Source organism: Photobacterium kishitanii, from assembly GCF_000613045.3.
Taxonomy (GTDB): domain Bacteria; phylum Pseudomonadota; class Gammaproteobacteria; order Enterobacterales; family Vibrionaceae; genus Photobacterium; species Photobacterium kishitanii.
On the sequence record NZ_LN794353.1, the window covers coordinates 1,635,284 to 1,661,466 of the forward strand.

The following is a 26,183-nucleotide window of genomic DNA, read 5'->3' on the forward strand; positions in this document are numbered from 1 at the left end:
ATTTGTCACAACTGAGTGAGAATTACATATTCTCTTTTTATTGAACTGGGCGTTATTTAGATAGTTTGTCTAAAAAAATCAAACCATTTTTTAAACCATTAGTGGTTAGGGTTTTATAGAAATTATCAATATCGGCTAAATATAGGCTGATAGCTTGTCTTTCTTCATCATTCTTCGTCATATTTAAAAATATAAGACACACGGTACCGGTTCTAGAATGGATCACTTGCTCTAATAATAGCGTACCTGCTTTTGATGATAATTTGATACCTAAGTCTAATGTATTGTTAGTCATTGCATGGCTAAAAACCGATAATAATTCATTATCAATATCTTCTGCCTGCGAGAATAGAGAGGCGAGGAACTTAACGTGTTTAGTTGCGAGTGCCGCTACCATGTTCTCAATGTTTTCAGGCATAGGGGATTGCTGCCAATGTAACATGTCATTAGGTGTTACGGTTGTTATTTGACCGCAAGTATTGGCTTTATCTATTGCAATATCATGATTTGAAATATAAAACATATTAAAGCAATGTTGGATCACCCATTCAAAATTGATTTCTGGTGTAGTGATGTTTTGCTGTGAAAGAACATTGGCAGTGGTGTTTTTAGCTTCACTGTGGAGTGATTGCACCATTAGGTATAGTGTAAAAAATATTTTTCCTTGATGAATCGCCTCATGTATACGATCATCCATTGATGATGAACGAGCTGTTAACTCGGTAAATGCCGCTATCTCCCTAACAGCAGCTTGAATGTGTAGTTCGATACTAATCGTATCATTAAGTCTTGTACTCATTAGCGTATTCCTTTTTCGCTGGTACAGTTTAATTGTGGTACAGATTAGTGATTAATGCACAGTGTAATAGTAGATCTGTGAATAACGTTCACTTTTTCTTAAAGCATATTTAATTTGCTTAAGCTATTACGTAGTGAAGTTAAGGAATATACTATTAAAAAAATAACTAGATGTATTCACCATGAATATTACTTATAGCGAAAATCGGCATTTACGGAAGTTTTTTCATTTACACGAGCAGTATCAAGCAATTATTTATCAAGATGTAAGAGAACGACTTCCTAATTTGATTGCTAGCCAATCTGCCAAAATAAAGACAGCAAGACAATTACGTAATGATGGCTTAAAAATCTATGAATATAAAATTGTAGCCGCTAAAGACGCAGTATTTCGGTTAGCTTATACGTATTTTAATGACACCATTAACGTTATTTATATTAGTCAAACAATAATAAAGCACCAGTTTTGTAAGTTATTAGAAAAAACAGAACTTGTTGATTAATATATATTATGGAAGTGTGGATGTAAAAATAAGCCGCTAAGTAATCTTAACGGCTTATTTATGTTTAGCTAAGTTTTATGCCAGACAGTTTTACTTTATTGCACTATCTACGGGTTCGACCCATAAAACGCCGACTTCTTTTTTTATAACCTTAACGGCTACACCTTTTGCTATTGTTGTATTTGATTTAATTAGCCATTGAATACCAGAGTAATTATATGTATAGCGTTCTGATGGTAATAAATCCTTTTCTAGTTCAAATGTTATAACTGCAAAATCACTATTTATATCAGTTTGAGCTGTTTTATTTTGTAATTTTTTCAGAGGCTTCCAGAGCGCAATTGTTAGCAATAACGTTATAATTGCCAAGGTTGAAATGGTACTCAACCAATTAGCTTCAACCATGCCAATATAAATTAACCCACTGGTTAGGAGCATAGCGATGCCAAAAAATAGCAATACTAGCGTACTGCAACCGAGTATTAGAACTTCAATGATAAGAGCTAGTAAGCCTAATACCACTAATGTTTGTGGAATATTGCCAAACATACAACACCTTAGCTCTAAGAATTACCTTTTTGAGCTTTATTAATAGAGTTAATGATGGATAGACCTTGAGCAACCATTGAACTTGCGTTTGTTGCGTCGTCAGCGAGAAGAACAACAGATGATTCTTTTGCAATGGCTTTCTTTGCTTCAATGGCTTTAGTTGCTAACTCAAGTTGAATCGCTTTCTGGCCTTGTTCAGTATCAGCCGCTTCACCTATTTTGCGTAATGCCTGTGCTTGTGCATCAGCAACAGCCAAAATTGCTGCTGCTTCACCCTCTGCTCTAAGAATTTGTTCTTGCTTATCAGCTTCGGCAGCTAGAACCTGAGCTTGTTTTTTACCTTCTGCTACGTTGATAGCGGATTGTCGATCGCCTTCAGACTCAAGAATTTGCGCTCTTTTTTCACGCTCAGCTTTCATTTGAGCTTCCATTGCTTCCATAACAGAGCTAGGTGGCACAATGTCTTTAATTTCGTATCGTAGCACTTGTACACCCCAAGGATCTGAGGCTGTATTGATAGCTGCAACAATGTTAGCGTTTAAAAGGTCTCGTTCTTCAAATGTTTTATCTAACTCCATTTTACCTAATTCACTACGCATCGTAGTTTGTGCTAATTGAGTAACAGCAAATCTGTAATCATCAACACCATAAGTCGCTTTATATGGTTCTAGAACGCGGAAATAAAGCACGCCGTCAACGACAAGACTAATATTATCTTTCGTTATCGCAGACTGTGATGGGACATCGACAGCTGTTTCTTTCAGGCTTCGTTTTGCACCAATACTATCAATGAATGGAATAATGAAATTTAGACCAGCTTCTTTGGTAGAGCGGTATTTACCAAAACGTTCAATAAGCCACGCTTGGTTTTGTGGTACAAAAATAATACTTAATTTAAGTGTAACTACAATAAATATCAGTAAGTACAATTGTGGACTGGTGAGTAGGTTAGTGATGAGATCGAGCGGCATTTTATACCTTCCTTATGTTTATTACCGATTAACTATTAGTTTATACTGTGAGCAAATAAAGTCTTATTATACCTGTTTCTTATCCCGATGATATATAATTGAATTTGAGATGTGTAGTCATGCGAAAAATTAACTATTGCGATAAAAGCTCAAAAGAGAAGATTTAAGTTAGTAAAGTTAATCTGGGAGTAATTAATAGTATAAACATGCCACAGAATATAAAACTGGGCATGTTAAGAATGTTTATATAAGAAAAGTAAAAATATTGGTCTAGCGTTGTTCTAGTGGGTATGAACGGTAGCTCCACATACCATAAGTGCGAAGAGCATCACGGTATATTCCGAGTAGTTCCTTATCTGAAGGGATCACTAATGTTGATAGAGGTTTATCAGCAACACTAATACTGTCAAAGGTGATACCGCGGGGGCCTGTTTGCCAACTGGCAATATCAAATAGTGTTTGACCTCGACGAACATGACTAGCTGAACTAATAATTGTTGCATGATCAATCTTGTGACGAGCTAATGCATAACTAACATATAATGCATTTTCAACGGTACTTCGCGCATAGTTATCTTCAATAATACGCTGGCGGGGTACACCATGTTGAATGAGCCAGTCAGCCATTAATTTAGCTTCAGTCTGATGGTTTTGAGGCATGCCTCCAGTGACAATGATCAAAGCCTTCGGTGACTGTTTTGCCAAACTTAAGGTTTTTTTAAGACGCTGAATAAGAATATCATTCATTGTTCCATCAGGATTTAAGGCATAGCCCAAAGTGACGATTGCAGTATTACCACTATAGAACTTGAGTGGCGTACTTTTCAGTGGAATTGCAACAATATGATCTATTGTATTAATTATGTGTTCTATATCGGCTTGACGACCAGGATTGAGTGAGGCTAGCTTTGTCATTTGTTTTATAGACGCTGCATTATTGCCCTTGAAGTTATGCCATACAGCAAGGTATGACAAAATATCAATATCATTAGGAGCGACAGTTTGTGCTTGTGTAAAGAGTGCAATTGCGCGATCAACATTGCCATTATATATTTGTGCGTTTGCTGCTGAAATGAGTAAGTCTGTCCGATAAGGTTCAAGTTTATATGCTTTTAATAGACGTGAAGTTACAATCTCAAGATTACTTGGCATCTTTGCGGTAAAACCCGCATGAGAGATACGAGATGGTGATTGAAACGCGATAAGAGCGTCGGTGAGTAGTTGATTGACGACTTGGCGTTTAGTTGTGTATTGAGTAATGTCTGTCGAAGGCGTAATACTTTGTAAGGGAACTGAAGTATTGGCAAATGTAATAGTAGAGTTCAAACAAAGTAAGCTAGCAATTAAAGTTGAAATTATATTCTTTTTCATCATCATTTAGGTATTATTATTTTGGTTAGAAATATACTAAATTGAGATGATCAAGAATGTGATCATTACGTGATATTTATTGTTAACCAATTGTGTGTTTTAATGATGATACTATGATCATCATTAATGTTGGAATTGGATTATCTCATAAGTTTCGTCGATAGCATTCCGCAGGGATTACACTTACTTAATAGTGTTCTGTTGGTAGTAATGTTAATGGATTGTTTTTACTGCTGTGTAGCCAATAGAGGCCCGAATTTTCATCTAAGATCAGTTGTAAGCGCTTCTGAGCTGCAATTATATAATCATAGCGAATAGCATTATTTTTATATGAGTTTGATTTATTATCGTCATCTGAGAAAATAACTGCTTTATTTTCACTTAAATTAGCATTGTTTTGATAAGCCCAATGAAAAACTTCAGGTGTTATTTTTAGAGTCGCAATGAATTGAGAATCTTTTTTGGTTATTTTTAATGATTCTGCTGACAGCGAGAGAGCTTGGTAACGACCTGTTTTTTTATCAGCAATAAAGCTGACTTTCGAATAATCAAAAACATTGCTTTGATCAGTTGGTGAAATATAAAAATTTGATACCTTAGATATTATACCGTACTTACCTATATATGAGCGGTAAACGACAGATAAAGGCTCATATAATGATTCTGATGTAATACTAACATTTTCATGAAAGAGTTTTTTATTATCGATAATAAGATGAGTGAAGCTATTCCATTTATTGGCGGAAATTTTATAACTGAAATCAGTCATTGGTTTACATTGGTTTGTTTCCGGTGTTACTTGACACCAAGCGATAGAGTAAAAGTCATCCGCTTTATAAAAAAATATCTTTTTATTTGTAGCCGTGATTTTGCCATATTTATTTATTTGTTGTGAAAAGAGAGCTTTTGTTTTGTTCCTTAAATCAACTTGTTGCTCTAAATTTTTGGTGATGAACGTAATATTATTAGTGCCGATATTTTCATGTTCAATTAGAAAATGAGTAGGTTCTGTTTGAGAAGGCGACATATACCATACACAACTACCAAATAGTGTTGTGGCAAGGATAGCAGCAGAAATAATGGTTTTTTTGTTAATCTTACTAATAGTACTGTTTGACTTTTGTTCGCTTAGATCGACTTCTTCACGAGTAAATTCGCGAATTTGATAACCAACTCTAGGCAAGGTTTCGATAACATCACCTTTATTTTTCTCATTAAGTTTTACCCGTAACGCACGAATAACTTGAAATAATGAGGCTTCAGTAACGATACGATCAGGCCAACCCACTTTAAGTAGATCATCTTTAGTTACTGGAGTACTGTGATTCTCAATAAGATAGCTAAGAATATACTGTTCGGACAAATTTAGCTTGAGCGTAGATTCGGATGTTTTAAGTACTCCTTGACTTGCTATGAAGCATACTTTTGTCCGAAATCTTATTTGCTCAATATTTACCATTTATAAACCTTGAATATTATTAGCTAGTCCGTCAATTCTATCATGAAAGAGTTATAAAATGACTTATAGGTGTTAAAAGTTACACCTGATAGTTGTATTTATATTTATAATATTAATTATTGACATAAAATACAACAGGCTAGGTGATTATTAATGTGGTAAATAAAAGATAAGCGATTAATAAGAATAGTATAAATCAACAATAAACAGGAATATGCTAAATAAGCAATTTTATATTATTAGATACTATTTTTTATCAATATAATGATGTTATTTGACGTAATTTTTACATTCAAAGAGATTAATTATATACTTATAAAAACCATGAATATAAATTATCAATTAAAGAAAGAGTATAAATACTCTTTCTTTAAATATTAATTATGATTGCAATAAATATTACTTTTGAAAAATTTCAGTGAACTCACGCTTCATTGGTGGGTTACGACGGGCTTTTTTCAATTGTTTACACATGTCTTTGACGCAATTAACCAGTACTTTATCAAGCATTGATGCTTTATACTCAGCTTGCTCATCGGCGCTCATGTCTTCTGGGAATTTGGTATCTTGCATTTCACCAAGAAAGTCAACGCCAGAATAGCTTTGGCTTAATGCAACTAGAGAGTGAAATTGCTCAAAATTATCCAAAACATTTTGTGCGCTTGCTGGTAATGCGTTCCATGCTTCACGTGATGTAGGCTCTGATACCTTATAAACGTTTACAAGCATATCAATCAACTCTGCTGGTACTTCCTCAAATTTTACTACTTGGCGAAGTTCTGGAGAACAGTCATCTAATGTGAATACTGTTTCTTCGATGATTTGCTCTTCGTTGTTATTAATTTCAGACATAGTTTTTCCTAACGCATTGTGTTTTGAGAGGAGGAATCCTATATTCCTACTGATAAATGTCAATATATGATTATAAAAGACATAATAAAATTTATTTTAGTGGATAGTCATGGTGTAATCACGTTGTTAAAGGACTTTTTTAAAAATAGGCATATATGGCACGAATAATGCAATTTGTTTTATATTATATGCTTGCTATCGTGAAGGATTTAATATGGGAGTGATGCGGATTTTAATGGCCGATGATATCGCTAGTGAGAGGTTATACTTAACGGCATGTTTAACAAACCTTGGTCATCATGTTAAGTCGGTTTCATCAGGAGCTGAACTCTTGAAATGTTATTCAGAATTTCAGCCTGATTTGTTATTAATTGATATTGAGATGCCAGAGCAAAATGGTATTGAATTAGTTCATACCATTCGTCTTCAGTACCCCGAATGGGTACCTATTATCTTTTTAAGTGGTCTTAATGAGCCCCATGTTATTGCTAAGGCGATCGATGTTGGTGGGGATGATTATTTAGTTAAGCCAGTAAATCCGATTATTTTAGCAGCAAAAATGCAGGCAATGAGCCGTATTGCAGTTATGCGGCAACGGTTAGAACATACTACGGTGCAATTGCAAAAGGTAAATAAATTATTGTTAGAACAGGTAAATGAAGATCCATTGACTAAGCTTGCTAATCGTCGATATCTTGATCAAAAGTTAAAAGAGTTTATCGCATTACATGGACGAAATAGTTTACCGTTAACGATTATCTTACTGGATGTGGATTTTTTTAAATTATTTAATGACTTCCAAGGGCATATAGAAGGGGATAATTGCCTTAAATTATTGTCCTCTAATTTGAAAAAAACATTTAATCGAGCCGGTGAAGTTTGTGGTCGCTATGGTGGCGAAGAATTTATTGTGTTAATTTGCAATTGTGATGAGAAACAAGCGGTTAAAGAATGCCAGCGGCTAAAGGATTCGATACAACGATTAGCTATACCACATGAAAATTCATTAATTAGTGATCAATTAACGGTGAGTCAAGGTGCTATTTCATGGGTGCCGACGGGATTGGAGTTAGTTGAGAATTTATACCAAGCGGTTGATACTTTATTATATCAAGCGAAAGAAAATGGCCGTGATCAATTTGTGACATCAGAATATCCATATTCTTTAGTCAGCCATAATGAAAACTAACTTTTACTTGTCCACGGTCAAAATTCATGCATTTTATGACCTAACTACTTGCTGGTAAAGATAAATGTGCTAGTCTTCTTAGAGTATTTTGACACTATATTATAACAATGGCTTTTTGAGTGATAAGTGTCGAGATATTACGTTTACGAGAAAGCCATTAGGTAATATGAATAGGATGATCATGGATATGCAATTAACAGAACAACAGGCTCGAGTTATTGGTTGCTTACTTGAGAAAGAAATTACTACTCCAGATCAATACCCTTTAACGCTTAATGCGTTGACGACAGCATGTAATCAAAAATCAAGCCGTGAACCCGTAATGGCGCTTGATGAAGCAACGGTACTTGATACTCTTGAAGAGCTTAAAGAAAAGCGTATGGTGAGCGACGTATCAAGTTTTGGCAGTCGTGTATCTAAGTTTCAGCATCGTTTTTGCAATACTGAGTTTGGTTCATTGCAATTTACTAAACAAGAGCTCGCTGCGATTATTGTATTGTTATTACGAGGGCCACAGAGTGCGGGTGAAATTCGTACTCGTACTAATCGTTTATGTGATTTTTCTGATACGCAAGAGGCTGAAGCGGTACTTGAGCAATTAGCATCAACTGCCAAGGGACCTTATGTTGTTAAATTACCTAAAGAGTCGGGTAAACGTGATTGTCGTTATATGCATTTACTCAGTGGTGAGATTGATATCGATAATTACACGCCGATGAAGTCTACGGCAGCAAGTAGCACTATTAACGAAGAGCGAATTATTACATTAGAGCAAGATATTGAACAATTAAAGCAGCAAGTTATTGAATTGCAAGCAATGTTAGAATCATTGACAGAATAGTTTCTATTATTTTGGAATACTGGTAGATTACTCAGCCTGTATTCTTACAGTTTTATTGCTTATGTAGGCTCAACATTATGTGTTGAGCCTGTTTGTTTTATGGCTTGTTATTATGTCTACCGCACCTTGGTTTGTTTATCTTATACGTACTCGTAAAGGGGCTCTTTATTGTGGTGTTACCACTGATGTTTGCCGTCGTTTTGAAGAACATCAACATAGTAAAAAAGGGGCTAAGTACCTAAAAGGTAAGGGACCTTTAACATTAATGTGGTCACAGCAGGTGAAGTCTAAACGTGATGCAATGCAGTTTGAATATCGAATTAAAAAACGTTTAACAAAAACACAAAAAGAAGATCTTATTCAGCAAGATATCTCCTTATATTCGTTGTTTTCTGATTAAAACGATAGCAGTATTTTTTGTGTACGCGAGTTATATATGTGATGTATTAGTTGCGGACACTGTTATTTAGAAATAGTTATAATCATAAAGGGTTTCCCATGGCGATCAGTGCCACTATATATAAAGTAAACATTAACGTAGCAGACATGGATCGCCATGTTTATCTTGATGGTCAGCATACAGTTGCTTGTCATCCATCAGAAACATTACAGCGCTTTATGCTGCGTGTGCTTGCTTGGGGATTAAATGCAGATACAGACTTACAATTTACGAAAGGAGTAAGCTCTGCAGAAGAACCCGACTTATGGACTAAAAACTTAGTAGATGAAATTGAATTATGGGTTGAGTTAGGTTTGCCTGATGAGAAACGTATTCGTAAAGCATCGCATCGTGCGAAGAAAGTGATTGTTTATGCCTATGGTGATCATGCAGCTCCTGTATGGTGGCAAGCGAATAAAGCTAAGATCAGTGCCTTAAAGAATGTATCTGTAGTCTTTATTCGTGATGAAGCATTAAAAAGTTTAGAGCAGTTAGTTGAACGTTCAATGCAGCTACAGTTAACGATTGAAAGCGAACAAGCATGGCTAAGCGATCAACATGGTACGAGTATTGCGGTTGTGCCTGAATGGTGGCAACGGTAACGAATACAACAGATAATTTATAGTGGAATAAGTGCAGACTTGTTCCATTTTTTTGCTTATTTTTAAGTGGTTTTTGTAAAATTAGGATCGTCATTGTTCATTGATAGTATATTAAGTCATCTCATGATAGCGTGACTGTAGTTCTGATTAACGAATCAAAATAGTACTTATTATGAGAATGATATTTTGAATATTAGCAATGTGCAATTTATCGCCATAATTATTAAAATAACAAGTTTAGATAACAAAAGGACTGTTTATGCCATCGGGAATTTATCGTTCAGCTAAAATTGTTTGGGATTATCATTTATTGCATCAACCATTAGTTAAAAGTGATTGTTTGTTTGTGCTTGGCAGTAATGACGTTCGAGTAGCAGAGTATGCTGCCCAACTTTTTTTACAAGGCTATGCGCCTTATATTGTTTTTTCTGGCAATGTGGGCGAAATCACGCAGGGGTTATTTCCATGTTCAGAAGCCGAGCATTTTGCGAATATTGCACGTGAAATGGGGGTACCAAATGATTGTATTTATATTGAGCCTCTGGCAACCAATACTGGGGATAATATAATAAAAACTCGCGAGCTACTACACGCTAAAAAGCTTGATCCACAGCGATTCATTTTGGTTCAAAAACCCTTTATGGAACGTCGGACACTCGCAACATTTGAAAAGCAATGGCCCAATAAATCCGCATTAGTGACTTCACCACCGTTAATGTTTGATGAATTTGCTAATGATGTTATTAGTTACGGTGATGTTGTGAATGTCATGGTAGGGGATCTACAACGTATTCGTTATTATCCGGCGTTAGGCTTTGCAACTGAACAAATAATTCCGCAACAAGTGTGGCAAGCATATCAATATTTAGTCGCAGCAGGGTTTGATGATCATTTATCGGCAGATCTTCCAAGATATTGATCTTGATATAATAAAAAGGCGTGTTTCTTAATATAAGAAACACGCCTTTTTTATTGGTCATAATTTATATGGCTATTAACCAGCGGCAACATTATCTTCAGGATAAACCAGTAGCGTTGGCTTTGGACGAGCTAACATATACGCTAATGTTAACGGTCCGAGACGACCAATGATCATCACGACAATGATGATGTATTTACCTGGTTCTGATAGAGTCGCACTTAAGCCCGCTGTAACACCAACGGTTGCAAAGGCTGAAATAGTCTCAAACATCACTTCATAAAACGGCGCTTTTTCCGTTAGCATTAAAGCAAACATTGCGATCAATAATACAATGCCACTAACTACGATAATCGCTAATGATTTAGTCACAGTTTGGTTTGAAATAGTACGCTTAAAAAGTACGACGCGATCACGCTGTTTTAAGAATGACCACGTAGCTAAAATAGCGACAACAAAGGTCGATACCTTAATACCACCACCGGTTGAGGTTGAGCCCGCACCAATAAGCATTAATAGCATTAGAACTAACAACCCTGGCTCAGTGAAAGCACCAATGTTGACGCTATTGAATCCAGCAGTACGTACTGTTGCTGATTGGAAAAATGCAGCAAGCCATTGACCGGAAGTATTTAAGCTTCCCAGCGTTTGCATATTATCGTGCTCAAGTAACCAAATCATCACTGTACCTACTAATAATAATATTGGTGTTGCAATAATCATTATTTTTGAATGTAGTGACAAAAAGTGAAAGCCACGATGTGCGTTACGCTGTAAATCTGAAATAACAGTAAAGCCTAAACCACCTAAGATAAATAACATGGCAATGGTAATGATCACTAATGGGTCATCGACATATTGAGTTAAATTATCAGAAAATAGCGAGAATCCGGCGTTATTAAAGGCTGATATTGAATGAAAAACAGCAGTAAACAAGCCTTTATCCCATCCCATCATCGGCACCCAGCGTAATGATAGAAAAAAGGTTCCGATTAGTTCACATATAATCACAAAAATAATAATGTGCTTAACCAGTAGACGGATATTGATGAATTTCTCTTGCCCGAGTTGCTCTTTTGTTAGCGATTGTTGACGTAGACTAACGCGTAAGCCAAACATATATAACAAAACAGCAGATAGGGTCATTTGTCCAAGACCACCGATCTGCATTAAGATCATTAATAGCACTTTACCACTGGTGGAAAAGTGAGTGCCTGTATCTACAACCCCAAGTCCTGTAACGCTAATGGCGGATGTTGCAGTAAAAAGTGCATCAACAAAACTTAAGCCAGAAACAGAAAAGACTGGTAGCGTTAATAAAATAGCGCCAGGGATCAGTATAGCCAAAAAACTAAAAATAATGATTTTTGGCTCAGACCAACGTTTACGCTTTTCTGTTTTTATAGGGACATACATCGCCCGATTTGGGATAAAACTCATAACTTTCTTAATGTTTCTGATAGTACGTCTTCAGGACCAGTAATAATAAGGATATCACCAACTTGCATTTCCATAGTCATATCAGGTGCTTTACGTACTTCTGGACCACGTTTAAGTGCTAACACTTGTGTTTCATCGCTACTTGCACATGGGTGTTGCGAGATAGGTTTACCCATATTCCGCGCAGTCACTACAACTTCAGCTAATGAAATACCACTGCCAAGTTCTGAGAATTCGAAAACACGTTTGTCTAACATGTTACGAGCGATACGAATACCCATATCGCGCTCTGGTCTTATGATTTTATCAGCGCCAATTTTTGAAAGGATTTTACAATGTGGAGTATCTTTGGCTTTGACCCAAACGGTTTTTACGCCTGCATCTTTTAATAAAAGTGTTGTTAAAATATTAGCATTAATATCATCACCAATTGCAACCATCACTAAATCATAATCATCAAGTTTCAGTTCAGCAATTGTAGCTTCGTTTGAACAATCAGCGACGACAGCTTGTGTTGCTATATCCGCAGCTTGGCGAACACATGTTTCATTAACGTCTATAGCTAATACTTGCGCTCCGCGTTCACTAAGTTCTTCACATAGCGACATACCAAATCGGCCGAGGCCAATAACAGCAAACTGTTTATCTTCAGGATTCATTCTTTTTCCCCACATTACTTTAGTGTAATGCTTTATCTGTTTTGTTGTTGATTGTAAAAACATTAATTTAACAAATTAGCTATCACCATGCTATCTGAGTATCCTTCTCGTCATGTCATTTCTTGTTATGACGATAGACATAGCAATATCAAATTCCGGTTAGGTATAATTTTCGGATATTGCTCGCATTTTTTATGTAATTCAAGTTAATGAATTCTAGTTTTTGTTCATGGTTTACTACAGTAAGATGATGAGTTAAATGTAACTATTTGATTGGAAATGTTTTTATGTTTATTTTGTATATTGTTATCAATTTTGTTATTGAAAAAAGTAATCTTATATTTAGCTCTAATTATGTTATTTACTCATTATATGTCGAATTATCAGCCAATCTTATGTTGATCTATTGTTTCGATGAACTAAAAATAAGCTCAATTAAAGGTGCTCTTCAGGTATAGACAAAATAAACCTAAATAACCATTATTTTGTCAACAATCGGTCAGGGAATAAAAATAAATGATTATCATTAGCTTGTTGAATAAAGATGTTTGCGACAAAAATAAGCCATAATTCTAGCAATAATAAAGCCACTTATTAATCCGCCAGTATTCGCAGCAAGATCCAGCCACTCACCAAAGCGGTTTACGTAAGGTTGAATTAATTCAATTGCGCCGCTCCAACAAAAGAAAAAGACAGCTATCCATTGCCAATGTTTGGGTTTAACAAAACCTACGGCAAACATTAATGCAGCATAAGCTATAAAGTGATGGGTTTTGTCTGTTCCGGCAACTATTGGTAACTCAGCTTGAGGCGTTAACGATAAGACGGTAATTAAAGTTAGTATAAGTAGGCTAATTAATTTCCAATAAGAATGAAAAAGGTGGTTTATTCGCGACATGGTAGCAAGTCTCGTTATAAATTATTTTATAAATTATTTTATAAATTATTTTATAAATTATTTTATAAATTATTTTATAAATTATACCGTTGCTAATCTTTGATAACAACGACGATAGTAGTGTATTGATGTTAAATACAGCTAGGGCAATGGGGGTTACGCTTACTTACACAGGTGTTAATTATAATTGAATAGAATATGGCAATGGCTACATTCTATGATGATGGTTGCTTTTATATTATTAATAAAGCTGGATAACCCATGGCTAAAGTTCATATATCACAATTGTTTCATACATTTCAACGTGCGCTACCTGTTATGGTTGCAGGTGAGGCGATAGAGGCGAGAACATTTAAAAAAGATCGCGGTATTGTGGTGCTAAAACAAGATGTCGATCATTTTGTATTTAATCAATTTGGTTTCGATAATAAAACACTGATTCTTGATAGTACCAGCTTGCTTAAGCAGCTAAAAAAGTCGATAGCAAAAGAGTTTCCGCGTAGCAATATGGCGTGGATTGTACATTTTGATGGTGTGGCCTCGATTGAAGCATTAGGTTCTGATTATCATTCACAGCCAAGTCTTTTTTAAAAAAAGGCACTTGGTTGTAATAACTAAGTGCCTTATTTATTAACGATAATGAGGTTGATTTATAATGAAGCTTTTATCCATACCATGCGGTGATCTGAAGATACGTCTTTTCCAGAGCCTTTTTTGCCAATACGAACATCGTTAACAAGTAATCGACCTTGCTCATCATGTGCTGGCCAATACACGCCAGAAGTAGTGATATTGAGATTATTAGATGGAATCGCATGGTCGACTTGTAAACCAAAGTTACTGGTTAAACGGTTTGGATAAGGGTTATCTTGACGACATTCGCCATCACTAAAACAGGTTTCAGCCCCTAAACTACTAGGAGTCAGTTTGCCATCAGTCGCTGTTTGGTTAACACGGTGATGGTTTAATAAGCTTTCAATTGTTTGACGGTAACCGTCACCCGCATAAGGATCGGCATTTAAATCACCAACAATCACAAACTTTTCATTTTCTGCAAGACCACCCGTTGCACCTTTATCATCGTAAATAAAGTCACCGTTTGTGATGTAGTTATTCCAAAATTGAATTTCGTCTCGGTTTTGCATCTTATTCTTTTGAGTCACGGTATCAAATACTGGTGGCGTTGGGTGTGACATCAAAATATGAATAGTCTGCTCACCATTAGCGGTTGGAATAATGATTGGCGCATCAACGTGGTTTTTTGATGATAAACGTAGATTGTCCCATTCAGTAGGGGTGTACCAGTCATCACCACATGCCATACCATCAGGTATTTTGTTGTCTTTATCATTACAATTGGTGATTTTTGGCATTTCTGCTGAAGGTAGATCTTTCCATTTAAAGGTTTGGAATGTACGCGTGTTGGCCGTGTCGATCTTATATTGCGACATCAGTGAAAATCCATATTGGCCATGATATAGACCAAATCCCCACGCATCGTTTGGACCTGAATTTACATTTTTATCGTTATTAAGATCAAAGCCGCTCATTAAACCAGTATTGGTTGCATAGCTCTCAAAGAACGGGTATTTGATTGGTTCTAGCGTATCACCACCATCAATACTATTTGGACTTTGACCGATAGAAAGATAATTATTTTGGAAACCTGTTAGTGCGGCTGTATTTTCACCTGTGCCGTCATTATTAAACTCAGCTAATAAAATTACATTCGGACGTTTTGTTTGAATGATTGCAGCAACGTTACGAATTTGAATGATTTTAAGCGCTTTTTCTTTTTCAGTATCGGTCAGGGTATTGTTATTAAAACCGTTAATTAATACTTGTTGCTCTGTCGGTGAGGTTTGCATTTCCTCGACCAGTTGTTCAAAACTACTACGATCAAACGAAAGGTTAAATGTAGCGATAGTGACATCACTTGTAGCGGGTTTAATGTCATTAGTATTATGACTATTACACCCACTTAATAGTGCAGAAGCAATGGCAATAGCAGCAAGACTTTTAATTAATTTCATAAGTAATCTCAGTAAATTAGCAACAACTATCATTAGTTGGCTCGAATTATACTGATAGGTTTATTATTACATAGTGATCTCAACAGCGTTTCTTTGTAACCAATACTGCTATAGCATCATGTTATTATTTAGTTTGGAACTAAGATCTATTTTTTGTTTATGACTGTTTATTTTCAGTTAAGTTATTAACAATGGTTGTTAATGCGCTATTTAGTTCAGTATTACTGAGTTTGTTGGTAACAAGGTCAAAATTATCGTAGAAACTAGGAATTGATAATGACGCTTTTACTTCACCTGCAAAATAGGGAGCAGAGCTAGCTGCCGTTGTTAATACCGTATTTGCGCCACCTGGGCCAGGTGATGTCGCCAGTAATACCATCGGTTTATTTTGATATACTTTAGGTTCAATGCGTGATGCCCAATCAAACAAGTTTTTATATGCTGCGGTATATGAACCATTATGTTCTGCAAAAGAAATTATGATTGCATCAGCTTGGGCGATACGATCTAAAAAATCTTGTGCTAATACTGGAATTCCAAACTCTGTTTCGCGGTCGATACTATAAAGCGGCATTTCAAAATCATTAATATCTAAAACATCAATATCAGCCTTAGCGACTAATGATGCCGCATAAGTTGCAAGGTGCTTATTAATTGATTGGCGGCTACTACTGGCTGCAAAAGTAAGTAATTTCATGTTTAATCCTTATCATAATTATTGTGTCGTTATACCGTTTGGTTGATAACTAGACATTGTTTGTGTGGATTCAGTGTATATTGATAGCCTAGATTAATTAATAAACCAAAAGTGTTTTAACTATTTCCATATGACCAATAATAAATTATTTGATGGTATTATTATTTTTGTTCAAGTTATTAAAAGTGGTGGCTTCGGTGCAGCAGCTGAGGTGCTAGGGCATTCAAACTCACACATTAGTAAAGAAATAAATAAATTAGAAACGCGCTTGGGAGTAAGGTTGCTTAATCGCACTACGCGTTCAGTAGCGCTTACTCCTGAAGGTGAAGTGTATTATCAAGAGTGCGTACACTTGATAACGGATGCTGAGCAGGCGTTGGGGCTAATTTCGCAAGATAGCCTAAATCCAAAGGGGATACTTAAAATAAGCTGCCCGGTATGGTTAGGGACTCAATATTTGCAACAGGCATTTAGTGACTATTTATCCCTGTATCCTGATATGCAGTTAGATATTGATTTAAATGATAAAACGGTAGATGTTGTTGCCGATGGTTATGATCTTGCTATTCGCGCATCAGTCGCATTAACTGAATCAAGTATTATTTGTAAACGTCTTTTTAGTAGCAAAATATACACAGTGGCGGCACCTTCTTATTTGCGACAATTTGGTACTCCTGAGCATCCATCTGAACTTATTCATCATCATTGCTTATGTTATAGCAATTTGAAGAAGTCTAATCGTTGGCAATATAGCAATGCTGATGGCAACACTTTTAATGTTGATGTTCAGCAAAAGTTACGCTGTAATAATACGCAGATGATGGTTGCGATGACGGTTAATGGAGCAGGTATTTGTCATGTGCCTGCATTTTATATTGAAGCACAATTGCAAAGTGGTGAGTTAACGGTATTACTCCCTGAGTTTGATAGTACACTAGTAAATGTGTACGTTGTGTATCCTAGTCGCAAACATTTATCTGCAAAAGTGAGACGATTTATTGACTTATTAGAGCTCATAATGAGCAAGTAGATGTTTTTTGAATCTATTGTCGTACAATTTTACATTTTTAGTCTTTTGTTTTTATGTTTTAGTGATATTTTCTAGAAAAATAGTTTTTAGGAAATGGATAACCACTATGAATAATGAAATTCGCCTTCGTGCTTTAGAACAAACAGATTTACGTTTTATTCACCAATTAAATAATAACCGTGCCATTATGTCATATTGGTTTGAAGAACCGTATGAGTCATTCTATGAGTTGGAAGAACTTTACCGTAAGCATATTCATGACAGCACTGAGCGTCGTTTTATTGCAGAAAACAATGAAAAAGAATCGATTGGGCTAGTTGAATTAGTAGAAATAAATAGCATTCATCGTAGTGCTGAATTTCAGATTATTATTGCTCCTGACTTTCAAGGCTGCGGTTATGCACGTGCATTAATTAATCGTGCTTTGAACTATGCATTTACGATTTTGAATTTACATAAAGTGTATTTACATGTAGCAACAGAAAACGAAAAAGCGATTCACTTATATGAAGAGTGTGGCTTTATTGAAGAAGGCCATTTAGTGAAGGAAATCTTCATTAATGGGCAATACACAGACGTTAAGCGTATGTACATGCTACAAGATCAATATATCGCTAGTCGTAATAAATAATAAAATGACCCTGACAGTGCAATACTGTCAGGGTGATAGCTGCTTAACGAACGATTAATGCTTCAAGTTCAGGAGTATTACTCAGATTACCCATTTGTGGGTCTGAGCAGGCTTGGTAATTGTGTCTATGTTGTTGTTCAACTCGGCCAGCCGCTTGTAAGCTAAAATTAGGTTGTTGTTTTAATGTGATTGTGACGTCATACCAGCAATGCTTATTTAACTTCAGTTCTATATGCTCTGTTTTTCCTGCCTTAATACGATGCTTTTCGGTTTTATTTCCATAACTGTTATCTTTTACAACAATGATGGTATCTTGATCACTTGGATTTATAATCTTAACGGCTAAATGTGGACGCTGTTTATGGCCTCGAAGTGCTTTGTGACGAATTTCTATCAATGGTAATTCTTGATGATCGCTGGTATTGGCTTTTATATGGCGAATAAAACCATTGGGGCCAAAAGTCATTAAATCAATATCGGTATTTTTACCCACAGACCATTTATCCGATACGATAGGTTTTAGCGGATTTCCGTTTTTACGCATCACCGTATAATTACGAGGCATCGTTAAGTCGATATCATTTTCATCAATCATGATACTATTGTTGCTTGGTACGTAGTTATATGTTTGATAAACAATCGATTTTTTACCGTTATTTTTATATTCAAATTGAACAGCTTGTGATTTTATTTGAATATCAACTTGCGGTGAGTAAGGTAAATCACACGAAGGGCGAACATAGTGATCTACTGCTGGAAGGCCGACTAAATTAGATTGAGGAATATTAGGTTCACCATGATCTTCATTCCATTGATCTGCTTCGGCTCGATAAGCATTTGCAGTCTTTATATCTGTTACTACCTCATCGGGAATATCAACCGTTGCATCTTTTTTTTCAAAGTCAAAACACGACATTAAATTACCACAGACTTCGCGTCGCCACGGTGAAATATTGTCTTCTCGAACCCCAGTAAACTGCTCTAAAAATTGTAATACTGATGTATGATCAAAGAGTTCAGAGTTAACATTTCCCCCCGTACTCCAGGGTGAAATAATGTAGGTTGGTACGCGTGGCCCAAGTCCGTGAGAAGCATTATGGATAAACTCTTTGCCTGCTCCTCCTGGATATGCGGTGTTATAATAATATTCACCATCTGTTTTAATATTGCTTTTACCATATTGGTTACCCAGAGGATCGCGGTGAGGCACTGAAGGAGGCGGCATATGATCAAATAAGCCATCATTTTCATCAAAGGTAATAATAAATACTGTTTTCGACCAAACATCAGGGTCGGAGGTAAGAATATCAAGCACTTTAGCGGTATATGCTGCACCTTGAAGTGGGCATGACGGTCCAGGATGCTCTGAGTACTCTTTTTCACACACAATCCAACTGACCTGTGGTAAACCTTCATTACTATTATATTGATCTTCAAATATTTCTATAGATAGACGATTATCTGTACCAATGCCTTTTTGATAGAGTGGATGTTGGCGATCTTTATAATGCAGTTTGCGGAAGGATTTGAATCCGTGTAATGGATTATCTGTATAATTATTATCGATATTTTGAAATAGTCGCCATGAAACACCAGCGTCTTCTAATCGCTCCGGGTAGGTTTTCCATCGAAAAGCGTCTTCCATGTCATAATGATAATTTTCTTTATCACTAAGATTTTTATCGTGATGAAAATCTTCATTGGCATTAGTTAAAACTGGCCCGCCACGTTTACCATAAGCATCATTAGTTCCAGTCCAAAACATGACACGATTGGGGTTTGTGCCAGTATGTAAACTACAATGATATGCATCACAAAGTGTAAAGTTGTTAGCTAATGCAAATTGAAACGCTAACTCTTGTTCACAAAAATAACCCATAGTGCGATCACTTTTTTGTGGTAGCCACTGATCCATTTTTCCATGGTTATAAGCCTGTTGAGCATTATCATAGAAGTGTGGTGTGCCACCAAAGCGCTCATAGCCGATATTTTCTGAGGTATTAAAATACCAAGGTAAAAGTTCGCTGACATAATTGCCAACTTTTGGATCGGGGGTTTCATTAAATTGTTGCCATACATAAGAGCCATTAGGTTGTTTTAATGGAAATCGATCCCCAAAGCCACGAATGCCAGGCAAAGTACCAAAATAATGGTCAAAGGCTCGGTTTTCTTGCATCAAAATAACCACGTGTTCAACATCTTTAATACTGCCATGGTGACGATTAGCAGGAATGGATAAGGCTTTTTCTATACTTGCAAATACATTTGAAGAGCTAGAAATAGTAGCGGCACCTGCGGCGGTAATGGCTGTTGTCTTAATAAATGAACGACGACTGTTACTGATCATTGGTATTCCTTACGCATACTGTTATTAATAAATAAGTTAATTGCAGTATGCGTAATGAGTATGTCAGCTTTGTTTGATTAACATGTTACTTTTATTACGTATAAAAAATATCGTTGATTATTTGTGTTATCTATACAATTTCTTGATGAGTGTTGTTTATTAATCGTGTCGGTTGCCATAACTGTTTTTTCTCCATGACTTTTGAAAAGATAGGATCTTGATAATGCTGTTCTAACCAAACTTTTAATTTAGGGTAGGGAGCATGGCGAAACCATTGTCTTTCAACATGCGAAAATTGGCGAATAAATGGTAAAATAGCATAGTCAGCGAGACTTGGTTTATCACACATAAAAAAGCTGTGTTTTTCTAGTCGTAATTCAAGATCATCAAGGAATGACTGGCATAAGTTTCGATAGATAGCGACATCGGGATTGTGATAGCGAATATCAGCTTTATAATGCTCTAGTGCTGCAATGTATTTACAGTCATTACGGGCGATGAGGTTGAGCATATCAGTAAACAGATGGCTACTATCGGCTAATAATAGATTTTGTGGATCATGCTGGTTCAGTGCCCAAATCATGATCGTTAAGCTTTCGTCAATATAATCACCGTTACCTAATACTAATAGTGGAACGGTGCCTTTATGAGTAATGGCAAGCATTTCTGCTGGTTTGTTTTTTAGTGAAATATCACGTATTTCTACATTTTGTTCAGCAAGGCGTAGACCTAAGCGTGCCCGAATGGCATAGGGGCATTGCCGTAGCGTATAGAGTATAGGTTGTGTCATTCATCCCTCCGAAAGATTCTGTCCTTTAATATAATTAAGTTTAGTGCAAATATTAATAAAGAAGACATTAGCTCCATTCTTCGCTGTATTGCTACTTAATATAACGATAATAATTCTATTTGTAATAGTGAAGCTATGGGTATATTAGATATAGAGTTTACAAATATTATATAGGGATATTATGAGTGATTTATCTATAAGCGATGTACTTGAACAGCGTCGCCAGCAGCAATATCAGGCGTTCATGTATCAGCCAATGCCAACCGCTGAGATGCGTATTGCTGATTTGAAGATATTAAAACAATTAATTACCCAGCATCAACAACAGATTTGCCAAGCAATTACAGCTGATTTTGGCTGTCGATCTGCTAGTGAGACGGCATTATTAGAAATATTTACTTCGTTAGAATCTCTTAATGACGCTATCAAGCAGGTTAAAAGATGGATGAAACCTCAGCGTCGACATACTTCTTTATGGTTTCAACCAGCTAAAAATAGGCTTATCCCACAGCCTCTAGGCGTTGTTGGCATTATTGTGCCATGGAACTACCCCTTATTTTTGACTATTGCGCCGATGGTCGCTGCACTGGCTGCGGGTAATCGAGTGATGGTTAAAATGTCAGAAAACTCTCAACATTTATGTCAGTTACTACAGCAATTATTTGCGGATGTATTTAGTGATGAGAAAATTTGCATTATTGCTGAAGAGGGACAAACGGGGATTGCTTTTTCAACGTTGGCATTTGATCACTTGATTTTTACCGGTTCGACTACCACAGGTAAAGCGGTCATGGCGGCTGCGGCAACTCATTTAGTCCCCGTTACACTAGAGCTTGGCGGTAAGTCACCAGTTATTCTAGCTGATGATTATGATGTGCATAAGGCCTTGACGAGAATACTTGGTGGTAAAGTATATAACAGCGGTCAAACTTGTGTTGCTCCTGATTATCTACTGATCCCTGAAGGGTTAGAAAGTGAGCTTATTAAACAATCACAAGCAATAATGGCGCTGCGGTTCAGTGATATTCAACATCCTGATTACACTTCAATTATTGATGATACTTCTTTTTCCCGCTTGTGTGATACCGTTGAAGATGCCGTTGAGCAGGGAGCAAAGGTGATTAATTTGATCCCTAATTCTGAACCTGACTCAAAACAACGTAAATTTCCATTGCAGCTTGTTTGTCAGCCAACAGACTCGATGACGGTGATGCAGCGAGAAATTTTTGGGCCTATCTTACCGGTCGTGACTTATAAAACGCTCCAACAAGCATTAGATTATATTAATGCGAGAGAGCGACCATTAGCACTGTATTTATTTAGTAATGACAAAGCAGTTCAACAGCAAGTATTAAACCAAACTCGTTCAGGTGGGGTTGCGTTGAACGATGTTATGTTACATGTTGCGCAAGAGGATTTGCCTTTTGGTGGTGTCGGGCACAGTGGTATGGGGCATTATCATGGTCGTGATGGTTTTGAACGGTTATCAAAAATGCGTCCAGTGATGTACCAAGCGGCTTTAAGCTCAACTAAGTACCTTTATGCGCCTTATGGACAAATAGGTAAGCGATTAATTAACTTTATTATAAATAGAAAGCTATCTCGTTATGAATGATGAAATAATAATTACGTATATAGGGTTCTGGCAGCGAGTGTTAGCTAGTTTGGTTGATACCGCTATTTTAGCCTTGATTAGTGCACCGTTAATGTATTTAGTCTACGGTGAAATGCACCCTCAAACTGATACGTTTATCATTGGACCTATGGACGCCATTATTAATTATATATTACCGTTTGTAGGTGTGATTTTATTTTGGATTTATAAATCAGCCACACCAGGGAAAATGGTGATCAAAGCACAGATCGTTGATGCTAAAACAGGCTATAAGCCAACAGTGAAACAATCAGTGATACGTTATTTAGGCTACTTTGTGTCAACCATTCCTCTAGGACTTGGTTTAATGTGGGTTGGTTGGGATAAAAGAAAGCAAGGTTGGCATGATAAATTAGCCAATACCATTGTCGTTAAACGGTATAAATAAAACAGTATTAAAAATACAAGAAAGCCGCTATTGATCGTTTCAACAGCGGCTTTCTTTATTCTCAAATACAGTCAGAATTACTTCTTAGTGTAAGCTGAGATGATCACCATTTGCACACCGTCGGCACGGCCTTGGATGTGAAGTGGGTTATCAGTCAAGCTGATGTTACGTACTGGCGTACCACGCTTGATAACCATACTTGAACCTTTAACTGGTAGATCTTTAATGATAGTTACGCTATCACCAGCTTGAAGGATAGCACCGTTTGCATCACGGGTAGGGATTGAAGCTTGTTCTTCTTCAACAAGACCTTTTTCAGCCCATTCTTTAACGTCATCTTCTACATACATCATGTCAACGAGATCCATTGCCCAATCAGTTTTAGTCGAAAGACGCTTAAGTTGGCGATATACCATAACTTGAACAGCAGGAACTTGACTCCACATGGTGTCGTTTAGACAACGCCAATGGTTTTCGTCAGTTGTTTCTGGATTTTCAAGCTGACCACGGCAAGTATCACAAAGTAGTACACAACAACCCGCGCTCTTGTCTTCAGAAGCAGGAACAGCGTATACCGCTAGATTGTTTTCAGAAGAACATAGCTCACATTTTGATTCACTACGCGTTTTTAATGCTTGTTCGATAGTCATGGGAATTGTCCATTGATTTATTGTGCCAATATTATGCCGTTCTATTGTACAGAATAAAAGTAAACTAGTCCCTGAACACGAAATTTATAGTACAACAGACTGTTTAATATCCATTCGGCTTTATTTTGTTAACTCAGTTGTATCAGTTAATAATCACTTTTAACTATTAAGTTACGTAACTTACGATAACTTTTGAGATGGAAACTGCGTGATAAAACAATTTGTATGCTGGTGGCATTTGCATTTACATAAAAAAAACGAGTCTTATCGCAGCGTATTCGTTTCGATCTGCAGCTGATAAATGAGAAGGGTAAGCTACAGCAATGATGACTCAGGCAAAGGAAAACAAGGATGTTTCTGTATAAATATAGTACGTTAATGCTAGCGATTACAGTAAGTGTGATGACTCCTGTATACGCATCCATAGATGTAGCAATGTTGTCTAATACTGTTTCACCGTATGTTGTCGGTGGCGATGATGTTGATAGTAATACTCCTGCTAGTGAAAATTTTATGGCGTCACTGCGAAATAATAAAGTAGCAGAAAAGCCTTTTTGTGGTGCAACGGTTATTAATGATCAGTGGGTATTAACAGCTGCTCATTGTGTGGTAACAGGCAGTGGTGAAAGTACCGTAGTGATAGCACCTTCAGATATTACCATTACGGTTGGACTAATAGATAACAGTCGACCATTAGAAAATCACATATTTTCAGCAACTCATGTAGTGGTATATCCTGACTATAGTCCTGAGGCAATCATAAAAACAACCACAGAGAGTAATAACCAGGTTACAACTGAAGTTATTACTACTGTGTTAGATAATGATGTTGCGTTGATCCGTGTTAATCGTAAGTTTAGTCGTGTTGGCCAAGTTAATTTACCTACGCAAGAGCAGGCTATAGACATTGAAAAAAAATTAAACCAACAATGGAATAATAGTGATTTTCAAGGTTCGACAATACATGATAAAAATCTCAAGGTACTCGGTTGGGGAGTAACCGATCCGTCAGGAAGTAGTGACTCAGCTTCTGATACTTTGCAACAAGCAATGCTAAGCCTATTTCCTATAGATCTGTGCTATAACCGCCTTGAATCCAATGAGCATCCTGGGTTAATAATTGATAACCCAGCAAATATTACTAAATTATGTGCATTACCATCTGAGATCTCAGGCTATATAGACAATACGCCTTATGGTATTGATGCTTGTTTTGGTGATAGTGGGGGGCCAATCTTGGCTCAAGATGATAATGGAAAATGGTTTCAAATAGGTATTGTTAGTGAGCTAAAATGTGGATCGATGACACTACCAAGTTTTTATGCTCGTGTAGGTACCTATACTAATTGGATTGCTGATAACATAAGTAAAGTGCCAAGTAATCCAATTACGCCACCTGATTTCCTTGCTGATAAATATGATGATACTGACAGTGAAGATTGTAATGATAGTCTTTCAGCGAACAATTGTAATATAGGTAAAGATCGCGATAGTGGCGGTAGTTTTAGTTTTATTGGCTTATTATTGCTTTGCAGTGGTGTGTTTTTTAGACGTTTAAGAATTTAAATAGCATAGATGCAGGAATAAGAATGTAATTAAACCAACACTAATAATAGATTTTTTTTATATTAAACTGGAAGTCTGTTTTATCATCAGACTTCCAGTTTTTTTATCTATTAAACAATAGCTTGTTTTTATGTTTTTACATTTTAAATATTTATTGAACTCGTTTTTATTTTATATCAAAGGCGGTGGGTTATCGTTGATAATTTTGTGAATAGTATAAGAAATCAATGTATAAGTTACATTTAATTAACAATTGAAGTCTTTTGGGTATCGAAATAAAGTAATAAATTAGTTGATTTTTATTGTAATTAGATTTAAGAAAATGCGTTGTTTTTATTAATTTCATTAAATATCAGTGTGTTATATTTTTTGTTCTCAGTTTGGAATATATTTTAAACTAATTATATGATGTTTTATTATTTTATCCCCAAAAACAGCGTTATCCACAGAAGCTGTGCATAACTCTGTGGGAAATGCGCTAAAGCTAGATTTGGTGCAGCCTCTGGTAAAGTCAATATATAGTTAATTGAAATTTATTAATAACGATAAATTTATTGATTTAGTTCAATGATCAAACAGAAAGCGTATTTTGTGCATTCGGCATTCAAATAAAGTTTAATATTTAAAATTTTAAATTATGAGTAAGCCGTTATTGGAATCTAAATGTTGATATTATGTTTCTAAATATAGCAACTACAGCATTTGTTTTTGGGATAAGGTTTATTCGGTAGTTGAAGATATTCCATATGCGAATTTAGAAGTAAAATAGTGTGAGCTATGTATTGAAATGAATGATATTTTTTTATTTTGGATGCCAAAATAATTATATTTAGCGGCTATCCATTATTGATGTTGTTATTTGTAATGGCTTCATTCCTTTACAGTAGAGCGCTGTATGTCATTCTCA

At 36.1% G+C, this 26,183-nt stretch carries 26 protein-coding genes; 12 read left to right on the forward strand and 14 right to left on the reverse strand.

Annotated elements, in window-relative coordinates; translation table 11 throughout:
- Nucleotides 1–52: 52 nt before the first annotated feature.
- Complete coding sequence (locus PPBDW_RS22200; protein ID WP_036789886.1) at nucleotides 53–799, reverse strand: hypothetical protein; 747 nt, start codon at nucleotides 797–799, stop codon at nucleotides 53–55.
- Between the two features lie 181 nt (nucleotides 800–980).
- On the opposite strand from PPBDW_RS22200, the gene PPBDW_RS22205 reads away from it, so the two are divergent.
- The gene (locus tag PPBDW_RS22205; protein ID WP_036789887.1) at nucleotides 981–1,301 is read left to right on the forward strand and encodes a hypothetical protein; all 321 of its coding nucleotides are present in this window, start codon (nucleotides 981–983) and stop codon (nucleotides 1,299–1,301) included.
- 90 nt (nucleotides 1,302–1,391) lie between these two features.
- Here the strand turns inward: PPBDW_RS22205 and PPBDW_RS22210 are convergent, their stop codons facing one another.
- From PPBDW_RS22210 to PPBDW_RS22230, 5 genes are all read right to left on the reverse strand, one after another.
- Nucleotides 1,392–1,850: an NfeD family protein gene (locus tag PPBDW_RS22210; protein ID WP_036789888.1), complete on the reverse strand. Its 459-nt coding sequence runs from the start codon at nucleotides 1,848–1,850 to the stop codon at nucleotides 1,392–1,394.
- Between the two features lie 14 nt (nucleotides 1,851–1,864).
- A complete protein-coding gene (locus PPBDW_RS22215; protein ID WP_036789889.1) occupies nucleotides 1,865–2,821 on the reverse strand; it encodes an SPFH domain-containing protein in 957 nt (318 codons plus the stop codon).
- 270 nt (nucleotides 2,822–3,091) lie between these two features.
- Nucleotides 3,092–4,192: a YdcF family protein gene (locus tag PPBDW_RS22220; protein ID WP_036789891.1), complete on the reverse strand. Its 1,101-nt coding sequence runs from the start codon at nucleotides 4,190–4,192 to the stop codon at nucleotides 3,092–3,094.
- Nucleotides 4,193–4,379: 187 nt separating this feature from the next.
- The gene (locus PPBDW_RS22225) at nucleotides 4,380–5,651 is read right to left on the reverse strand and encodes a winged helix-turn-helix domain-containing protein (RefSeq protein WP_036789892.1); all 1,272 of its coding nucleotides are present in this window, start codon (nucleotides 5,649–5,651) and stop codon (nucleotides 4,380–4,382) included.
- 399 nt (nucleotides 5,652–6,050) lie between these two features.
- Nucleotides 6,051–6,503 carry a DUF3069 domain-containing protein gene (locus PPBDW_RS22230; protein WP_036789895.1) on the reverse strand — a complete coding sequence of 151 codons (453 nt, stop codon included), beginning with the start codon at nucleotides 6,501–6,503 and terminating at the stop codon, nucleotides 6,051–6,053.
- Between the two features lie 214 nt (nucleotides 6,504–6,717).
- On the opposite strand from PPBDW_RS22230, the gene PPBDW_RS22235 reads away from it, so the two are divergent.
- The 5 genes from PPBDW_RS22235 to PPBDW_RS22255 all read left to right on the forward strand — a co-directional run bounded on the left by PPBDW_RS22235 (nucleotide 6,718) and on the right by PPBDW_RS22255 (nucleotide 10,493).
- Nucleotides 6,718–7,692, forward strand: coding sequence for a GGDEF domain-containing response regulator (locus PPBDW_RS22235; RefSeq protein WP_036789899.1), 975 nt, complete (start codon nucleotides 6,718–6,720; stop codon nucleotides 7,690–7,692).
- A gap of 181 nt (nucleotides 7,693–7,873) precedes the next feature.
- Nucleotides 7,874–8,533 (forward strand): YceH family protein, encoded by a 660-nt coding sequence (locus PPBDW_RS22240; RefSeq protein ID WP_036789902.1) that lies wholly within the window; start codon nucleotides 7,874–7,876, stop codon nucleotides 8,531–8,533.
- A 112-nt stretch (nucleotides 8,534–8,645) separates the two neighbouring features.
- Nucleotides 8,646–8,933 (forward strand): GIY-YIG nuclease family protein, encoded by a 288-nt coding sequence (locus tag PPBDW_RS22245; RefSeq protein WP_036789904.1) that lies wholly within the window; start codon nucleotides 8,646–8,648, stop codon nucleotides 8,931–8,933.
- Between the two features lie 98 nt (nucleotides 8,934–9,031).
- Complete coding sequence (locus tag PPBDW_RS22250; RefSeq protein WP_036789906.1) at nucleotides 9,032–9,574, forward strand: YaeQ family protein; 543 nt, start codon at nucleotides 9,032–9,034, stop codon at nucleotides 9,572–9,574.
- Nucleotides 9,575–9,833: 259 nt separating this feature from the next.
- Nucleotides 9,834–10,493: a YdcF family protein gene (locus tag PPBDW_RS22255; protein ID WP_036789909.1), complete on the forward strand. Its 660-nt coding sequence runs from the start codon at nucleotides 9,834–9,836 to the stop codon at nucleotides 10,491–10,493.
- A 75-nt stretch (nucleotides 10,494–10,568) separates the two neighbouring features.
- Here PPBDW_RS22255 and PPBDW_RS22260 read toward each other — a convergent pair whose 3' ends face one another.
- The 3 genes from PPBDW_RS22260 to PPBDW_RS22270 all read right to left on the reverse strand — a co-directional run bounded on the left by PPBDW_RS22260 (nucleotide 10,569) and on the right by PPBDW_RS22270 (nucleotide 13,490).
- On the reverse strand, nucleotides 10,569–11,933 hold the full coding sequence (locus PPBDW_RS22260; RefSeq protein WP_036789910.1) for a TrkH family potassium uptake protein: 1,365 nt from the start codon (nucleotides 11,931–11,933) through the stop codon (nucleotides 10,569–10,571).
- Nucleotides 11,930–12,592: a potassium channel family protein gene (locus tag PPBDW_RS22265; RefSeq protein WP_036789913.1), complete on the reverse strand. Its 663-nt coding sequence runs from the start codon at nucleotides 12,590–12,592 to the stop codon at nucleotides 11,930–11,932. The genes PPBDW_RS22260 and PPBDW_RS22265 overlap by 4 nt, the downstream gene beginning before the upstream one ends.
- Nucleotides 12,593–13,118: 526 nt before the next feature.
- Entirely contained in the window at nucleotides 13,119–13,490 is a 372-nt protein-coding gene (locus PPBDW_RS22270) for a VanZ family protein (RefSeq protein WP_036789916.1), read from the reverse strand.
- Between the two features lie 261 nt (nucleotides 13,491–13,751).
- On the opposite strand from PPBDW_RS22270, the gene PPBDW_RS22275 reads away from it, so the two are divergent.
- The gene (locus PPBDW_RS22275; RefSeq protein ID WP_036789919.1) at nucleotides 13,752–14,081 is read left to right on the forward strand and encodes a hypothetical protein; all 330 of its coding nucleotides are present in this window, start codon (nucleotides 13,752–13,754) and stop codon (nucleotides 14,079–14,081) included.
- A gap of 59 nt (nucleotides 14,082–14,140) precedes the next feature.
- Here PPBDW_RS22275 and PPBDW_RS22280 read toward each other — a convergent pair whose 3' ends face one another.
- Together PPBDW_RS22280 and PPBDW_RS22285 are read right to left on the reverse strand one after the other, a co-directional pair.
- Entirely contained in the window at nucleotides 14,141–15,523 is a 1,383-nt protein-coding gene (locus tag PPBDW_RS22280; protein ID WP_036789921.1) for an endonuclease/exonuclease/phosphatase family protein, read from the reverse strand.
- A gap of 157 nt (nucleotides 15,524–15,680) precedes the next feature.
- Nucleotides 15,681–16,220: an NADPH-dependent FMN reductase gene (locus PPBDW_RS22285; RefSeq protein ID WP_036789924.1), complete on the reverse strand. Its 540-nt coding sequence runs from the start codon at nucleotides 16,218–16,220 to the stop codon at nucleotides 15,681–15,683.
- A 130-nt stretch (nucleotides 16,221–16,350) separates the two neighbouring features.
- Between PPBDW_RS22285 and PPBDW_RS22290 the strand changes: the two genes are divergently transcribed.
- Entirely contained in the window at nucleotides 16,351–17,250 is a 900-nt protein-coding gene (locus PPBDW_RS22290; protein WP_036789925.1) for a LysR family transcriptional regulator, read from the forward strand.
- Nucleotides 17,251–17,356: 106 nt separating this feature from the next.
- Nucleotides 17,357–17,881 carry a spermidine N1-acetyltransferase gene (gene speG / locus PPBDW_RS22295; protein ID WP_036789927.1) on the forward strand — a complete coding sequence of 175 codons (525 nt, stop codon included), beginning with the start codon at nucleotides 17,357–17,359 and terminating at the stop codon, nucleotides 17,879–17,881.
- A gap of 43 nt (nucleotides 17,882–17,924) precedes the next feature.
- Here speG and PPBDW_RS22300 read toward each other — a convergent pair whose 3' ends face one another.
- On the reverse strand, nucleotides 17,925–20,228 hold the full coding sequence (locus tag PPBDW_RS22300) for a phosphocholine-specific phospholipase C (RefSeq protein ID WP_036789930.1): 2,304 nt from the start codon (nucleotides 20,226–20,228) through the stop codon (nucleotides 17,925–17,927).
- 130 nt (nucleotides 20,229–20,358) lie between these two features.
- A complete protein-coding gene (locus PPBDW_RS22305) occupies nucleotides 20,359–21,018 on the reverse strand; it encodes a glutathione S-transferase (protein WP_036789933.1) in 660 nt (219 codons plus the stop codon).
- A gap of 181 nt (nucleotides 21,019–21,199) precedes the next feature.
- Here PPBDW_RS22305 and PPBDW_RS22310 point away from each other — a divergent pair, with 181 nt between their 5' ends.
- Nucleotides 21,200–22,633, forward strand: coding sequence for a coniferyl aldehyde dehydrogenase (locus tag PPBDW_RS22310; RefSeq protein ID WP_036789935.1), 1,434 nt, complete (start codon nucleotides 21,200–21,202; stop codon nucleotides 22,631–22,633).
- On the forward strand, nucleotides 22,626–23,060 hold the full coding sequence (locus PPBDW_RS22315; RefSeq protein ID WP_036789938.1) for an RDD family protein: 435 nt from the start codon (nucleotides 22,626–22,628) through the stop codon (nucleotides 23,058–23,060). Before PPBDW_RS22310 ends, PPBDW_RS22315 begins: the two co-directional genes overlap by 8 nt.
- A gap of 77 nt (nucleotides 23,061–23,137) precedes the next feature.
- On the opposite strand, the gene PPBDW_RS22320 is transcribed toward PPBDW_RS22315, so the two are convergent.
- A complete protein-coding gene (locus PPBDW_RS22320) occupies nucleotides 23,138–23,710 on the reverse strand; it encodes a PhnA domain-containing protein (RefSeq protein WP_036789940.1) in 573 nt (190 codons plus the stop codon).
- Between the two features lie 351 nt (nucleotides 23,711–24,061).
- Between PPBDW_RS22320 and PPBDW_RS22325 the strand changes: the two genes are divergently transcribed.
- Nucleotides 24,062–25,276 carry a S1 family peptidase gene (locus tag PPBDW_RS22325; protein WP_036789943.1) on the forward strand — a complete coding sequence of 405 codons (1,215 nt, stop codon included), beginning with the start codon at nucleotides 24,062–24,064 and terminating at the stop codon, nucleotides 25,274–25,276.
- Nucleotides 25,277–26,183: the final 907 nt, after the last annotated feature.

Excerpts from the sequence above, each read along its gene's own strand:
- PPBDW_RS22210 (WP_036789888.1), bottom strand. The coding sequence starts at position 1,850 with ATGTTTGGCAATATTCCACAAACATTAGTGGTATTAGGCTTACTAGCT.
- PPBDW_RS22205 (WP_036789887.1), top strand. The coding sequence starts at position 981 with ATGAATATTACTTATAGCGAAAATCGGCATTTACGGAAGTTTTTTCAT.
- PPBDW_RS22250 (WP_036789906.1), top strand. The coding sequence starts at position 9,032 with ATGGCGATCAGTGCCACTATATATAAAGTAAACATTAACGTAGCAGAC.
- PPBDW_RS22220 (WP_036789891.1), bottom strand. The coding sequence starts at position 4,192 with ATGAAAAAGAATATAATTTCAACTTTAATTGCTAGCTTACTTTGTTTG.
- PPBDW_RS22230 (WP_036789895.1), bottom strand. The coding sequence starts at position 6,503 with ATGTCTGAAATTAATAACAACGAAGAGCAAATCATCGAAGAAACAGTA.
- PPBDW_RS22290 (WP_036789925.1), top strand. The coding sequence starts at position 16,351 with ATGACCAATAATAAATTATTTGATGGTATTATTATTTTTGTTCAAGTT.
- PPBDW_RS22285 (WP_036789924.1), bottom strand. The coding sequence starts at position 16,220 with ATGAAATTACTTACTTTTGCAGCCAGTAGTAGCCGCCAATCAATTAAT.
- PPBDW_RS22275 (WP_036789919.1), top strand. The coding sequence starts at position 13,752 with ATGGCTAAAGTTCATATATCACAATTGTTTCATACATTTCAACGTGCG.
- PPBDW_RS22225 (WP_036789892.1), bottom strand. The coding sequence starts at position 5,651 with ATGGTAAATATTGAGCAAATAAGATTTCGGACAAAAGTATGCTTCATA.
- PPBDW_RS22265 (WP_036789913.1), bottom strand. The coding sequence starts at position 12,592 with ATGAATCCTGAAGATAAACAGTTTGCTGTTATTGGCCTCGGCCGATTT.
- PPBDW_RS22235 (WP_036789899.1), top strand. The coding sequence starts at position 6,718 with ATGGGAGTGATGCGGATTTTAATGGCCGATGATATCGCTAGTGAGAGG.
- PPBDW_RS22255 (WP_036789909.1), top strand. The coding sequence starts at position 9,834 with ATGCCATCGGGAATTTATCGTTCAGCTAAAATTGTTTGGGATTATCAT.
- PPBDW_RS22270 (WP_036789916.1), bottom strand. The coding sequence starts at position 13,490 with ATGTCGCGAATAAACCACCTTTTTCATTCTTATTGGAAATTAATTAGC.
- PPBDW_RS22300 (WP_036789930.1), bottom strand. The coding sequence starts at position 20,228 with ATGATCAGTAACAGTCGTCGTTCATTTATTAAGACAACAGCCATTACC.
- PPBDW_RS22320 (WP_036789940.1), bottom strand. The coding sequence starts at position 23,710 with ATGACTATCGAACAAGCATTAAAAACGCGTAGTGAATCAAAATGTGAG.
- PPBDW_RS22240 (WP_036789902.1), top strand. The coding sequence starts at position 7,874 with ATGGATATGCAATTAACAGAACAACAGGCTCGAGTTATTGGTTGCTTA.
- PPBDW_RS22245 (WP_036789904.1), top strand. The coding sequence starts at position 8,646 with ATGTCTACCGCACCTTGGTTTGTTTATCTTATACGTACTCGTAAAGGG.
- speG (WP_036789927.1), top strand. The coding sequence starts at position 17,357 with ATGAATAATGAAATTCGCCTTCGTGCTTTAGAACAAACAGATTTACGT.
- PPBDW_RS22215 (WP_036789889.1), bottom strand. The coding sequence starts at position 2,821 with ATGCCGCTCGATCTCATCACTAACCTACTCACCAGTCCACAATTGTAC.
- PPBDW_RS22200 (WP_036789886.1), bottom strand. The coding sequence starts at position 799 with ATGAGTACAAGACTTAATGATACGATTAGTATCGAACTACACATTCAA.
- PPBDW_RS22280 (WP_036789921.1), bottom strand. The coding sequence starts at position 15,523 with ATGAAATTAATTAAAAGTCTTGCTGCTATTGCCATTGCTTCTGCACTA.
- PPBDW_RS22325 (WP_036789943.1), top strand. The coding sequence starts at position 24,062 with ATGTTTCTGTATAAATATAGTACGTTAATGCTAGCGATTACAGTAAGT.
- PPBDW_RS22260 (WP_036789910.1), bottom strand. The coding sequence starts at position 11,933 with ATGAGTTTTATCCCAAATCGGGCGATGTATGTCCCTATAAAAACAGAA.
- PPBDW_RS22305 (WP_036789933.1), bottom strand. The coding sequence starts at position 21,018 with ATGACACAACCTATACTCTATACGCTACGGCAATGCCCCTATGCCATT.
- PPBDW_RS22310 (WP_036789935.1), top strand. The coding sequence starts at position 21,200 with ATGAGTGATTTATCTATAAGCGATGTACTTGAACAGCGTCGCCAGCAG.
- PPBDW_RS22315 (WP_036789938.1), top strand. The coding sequence starts at position 22,626 with ATGAATGATGAAATAATAATTACGTATATAGGGTTCTGGCAGCGAGTG.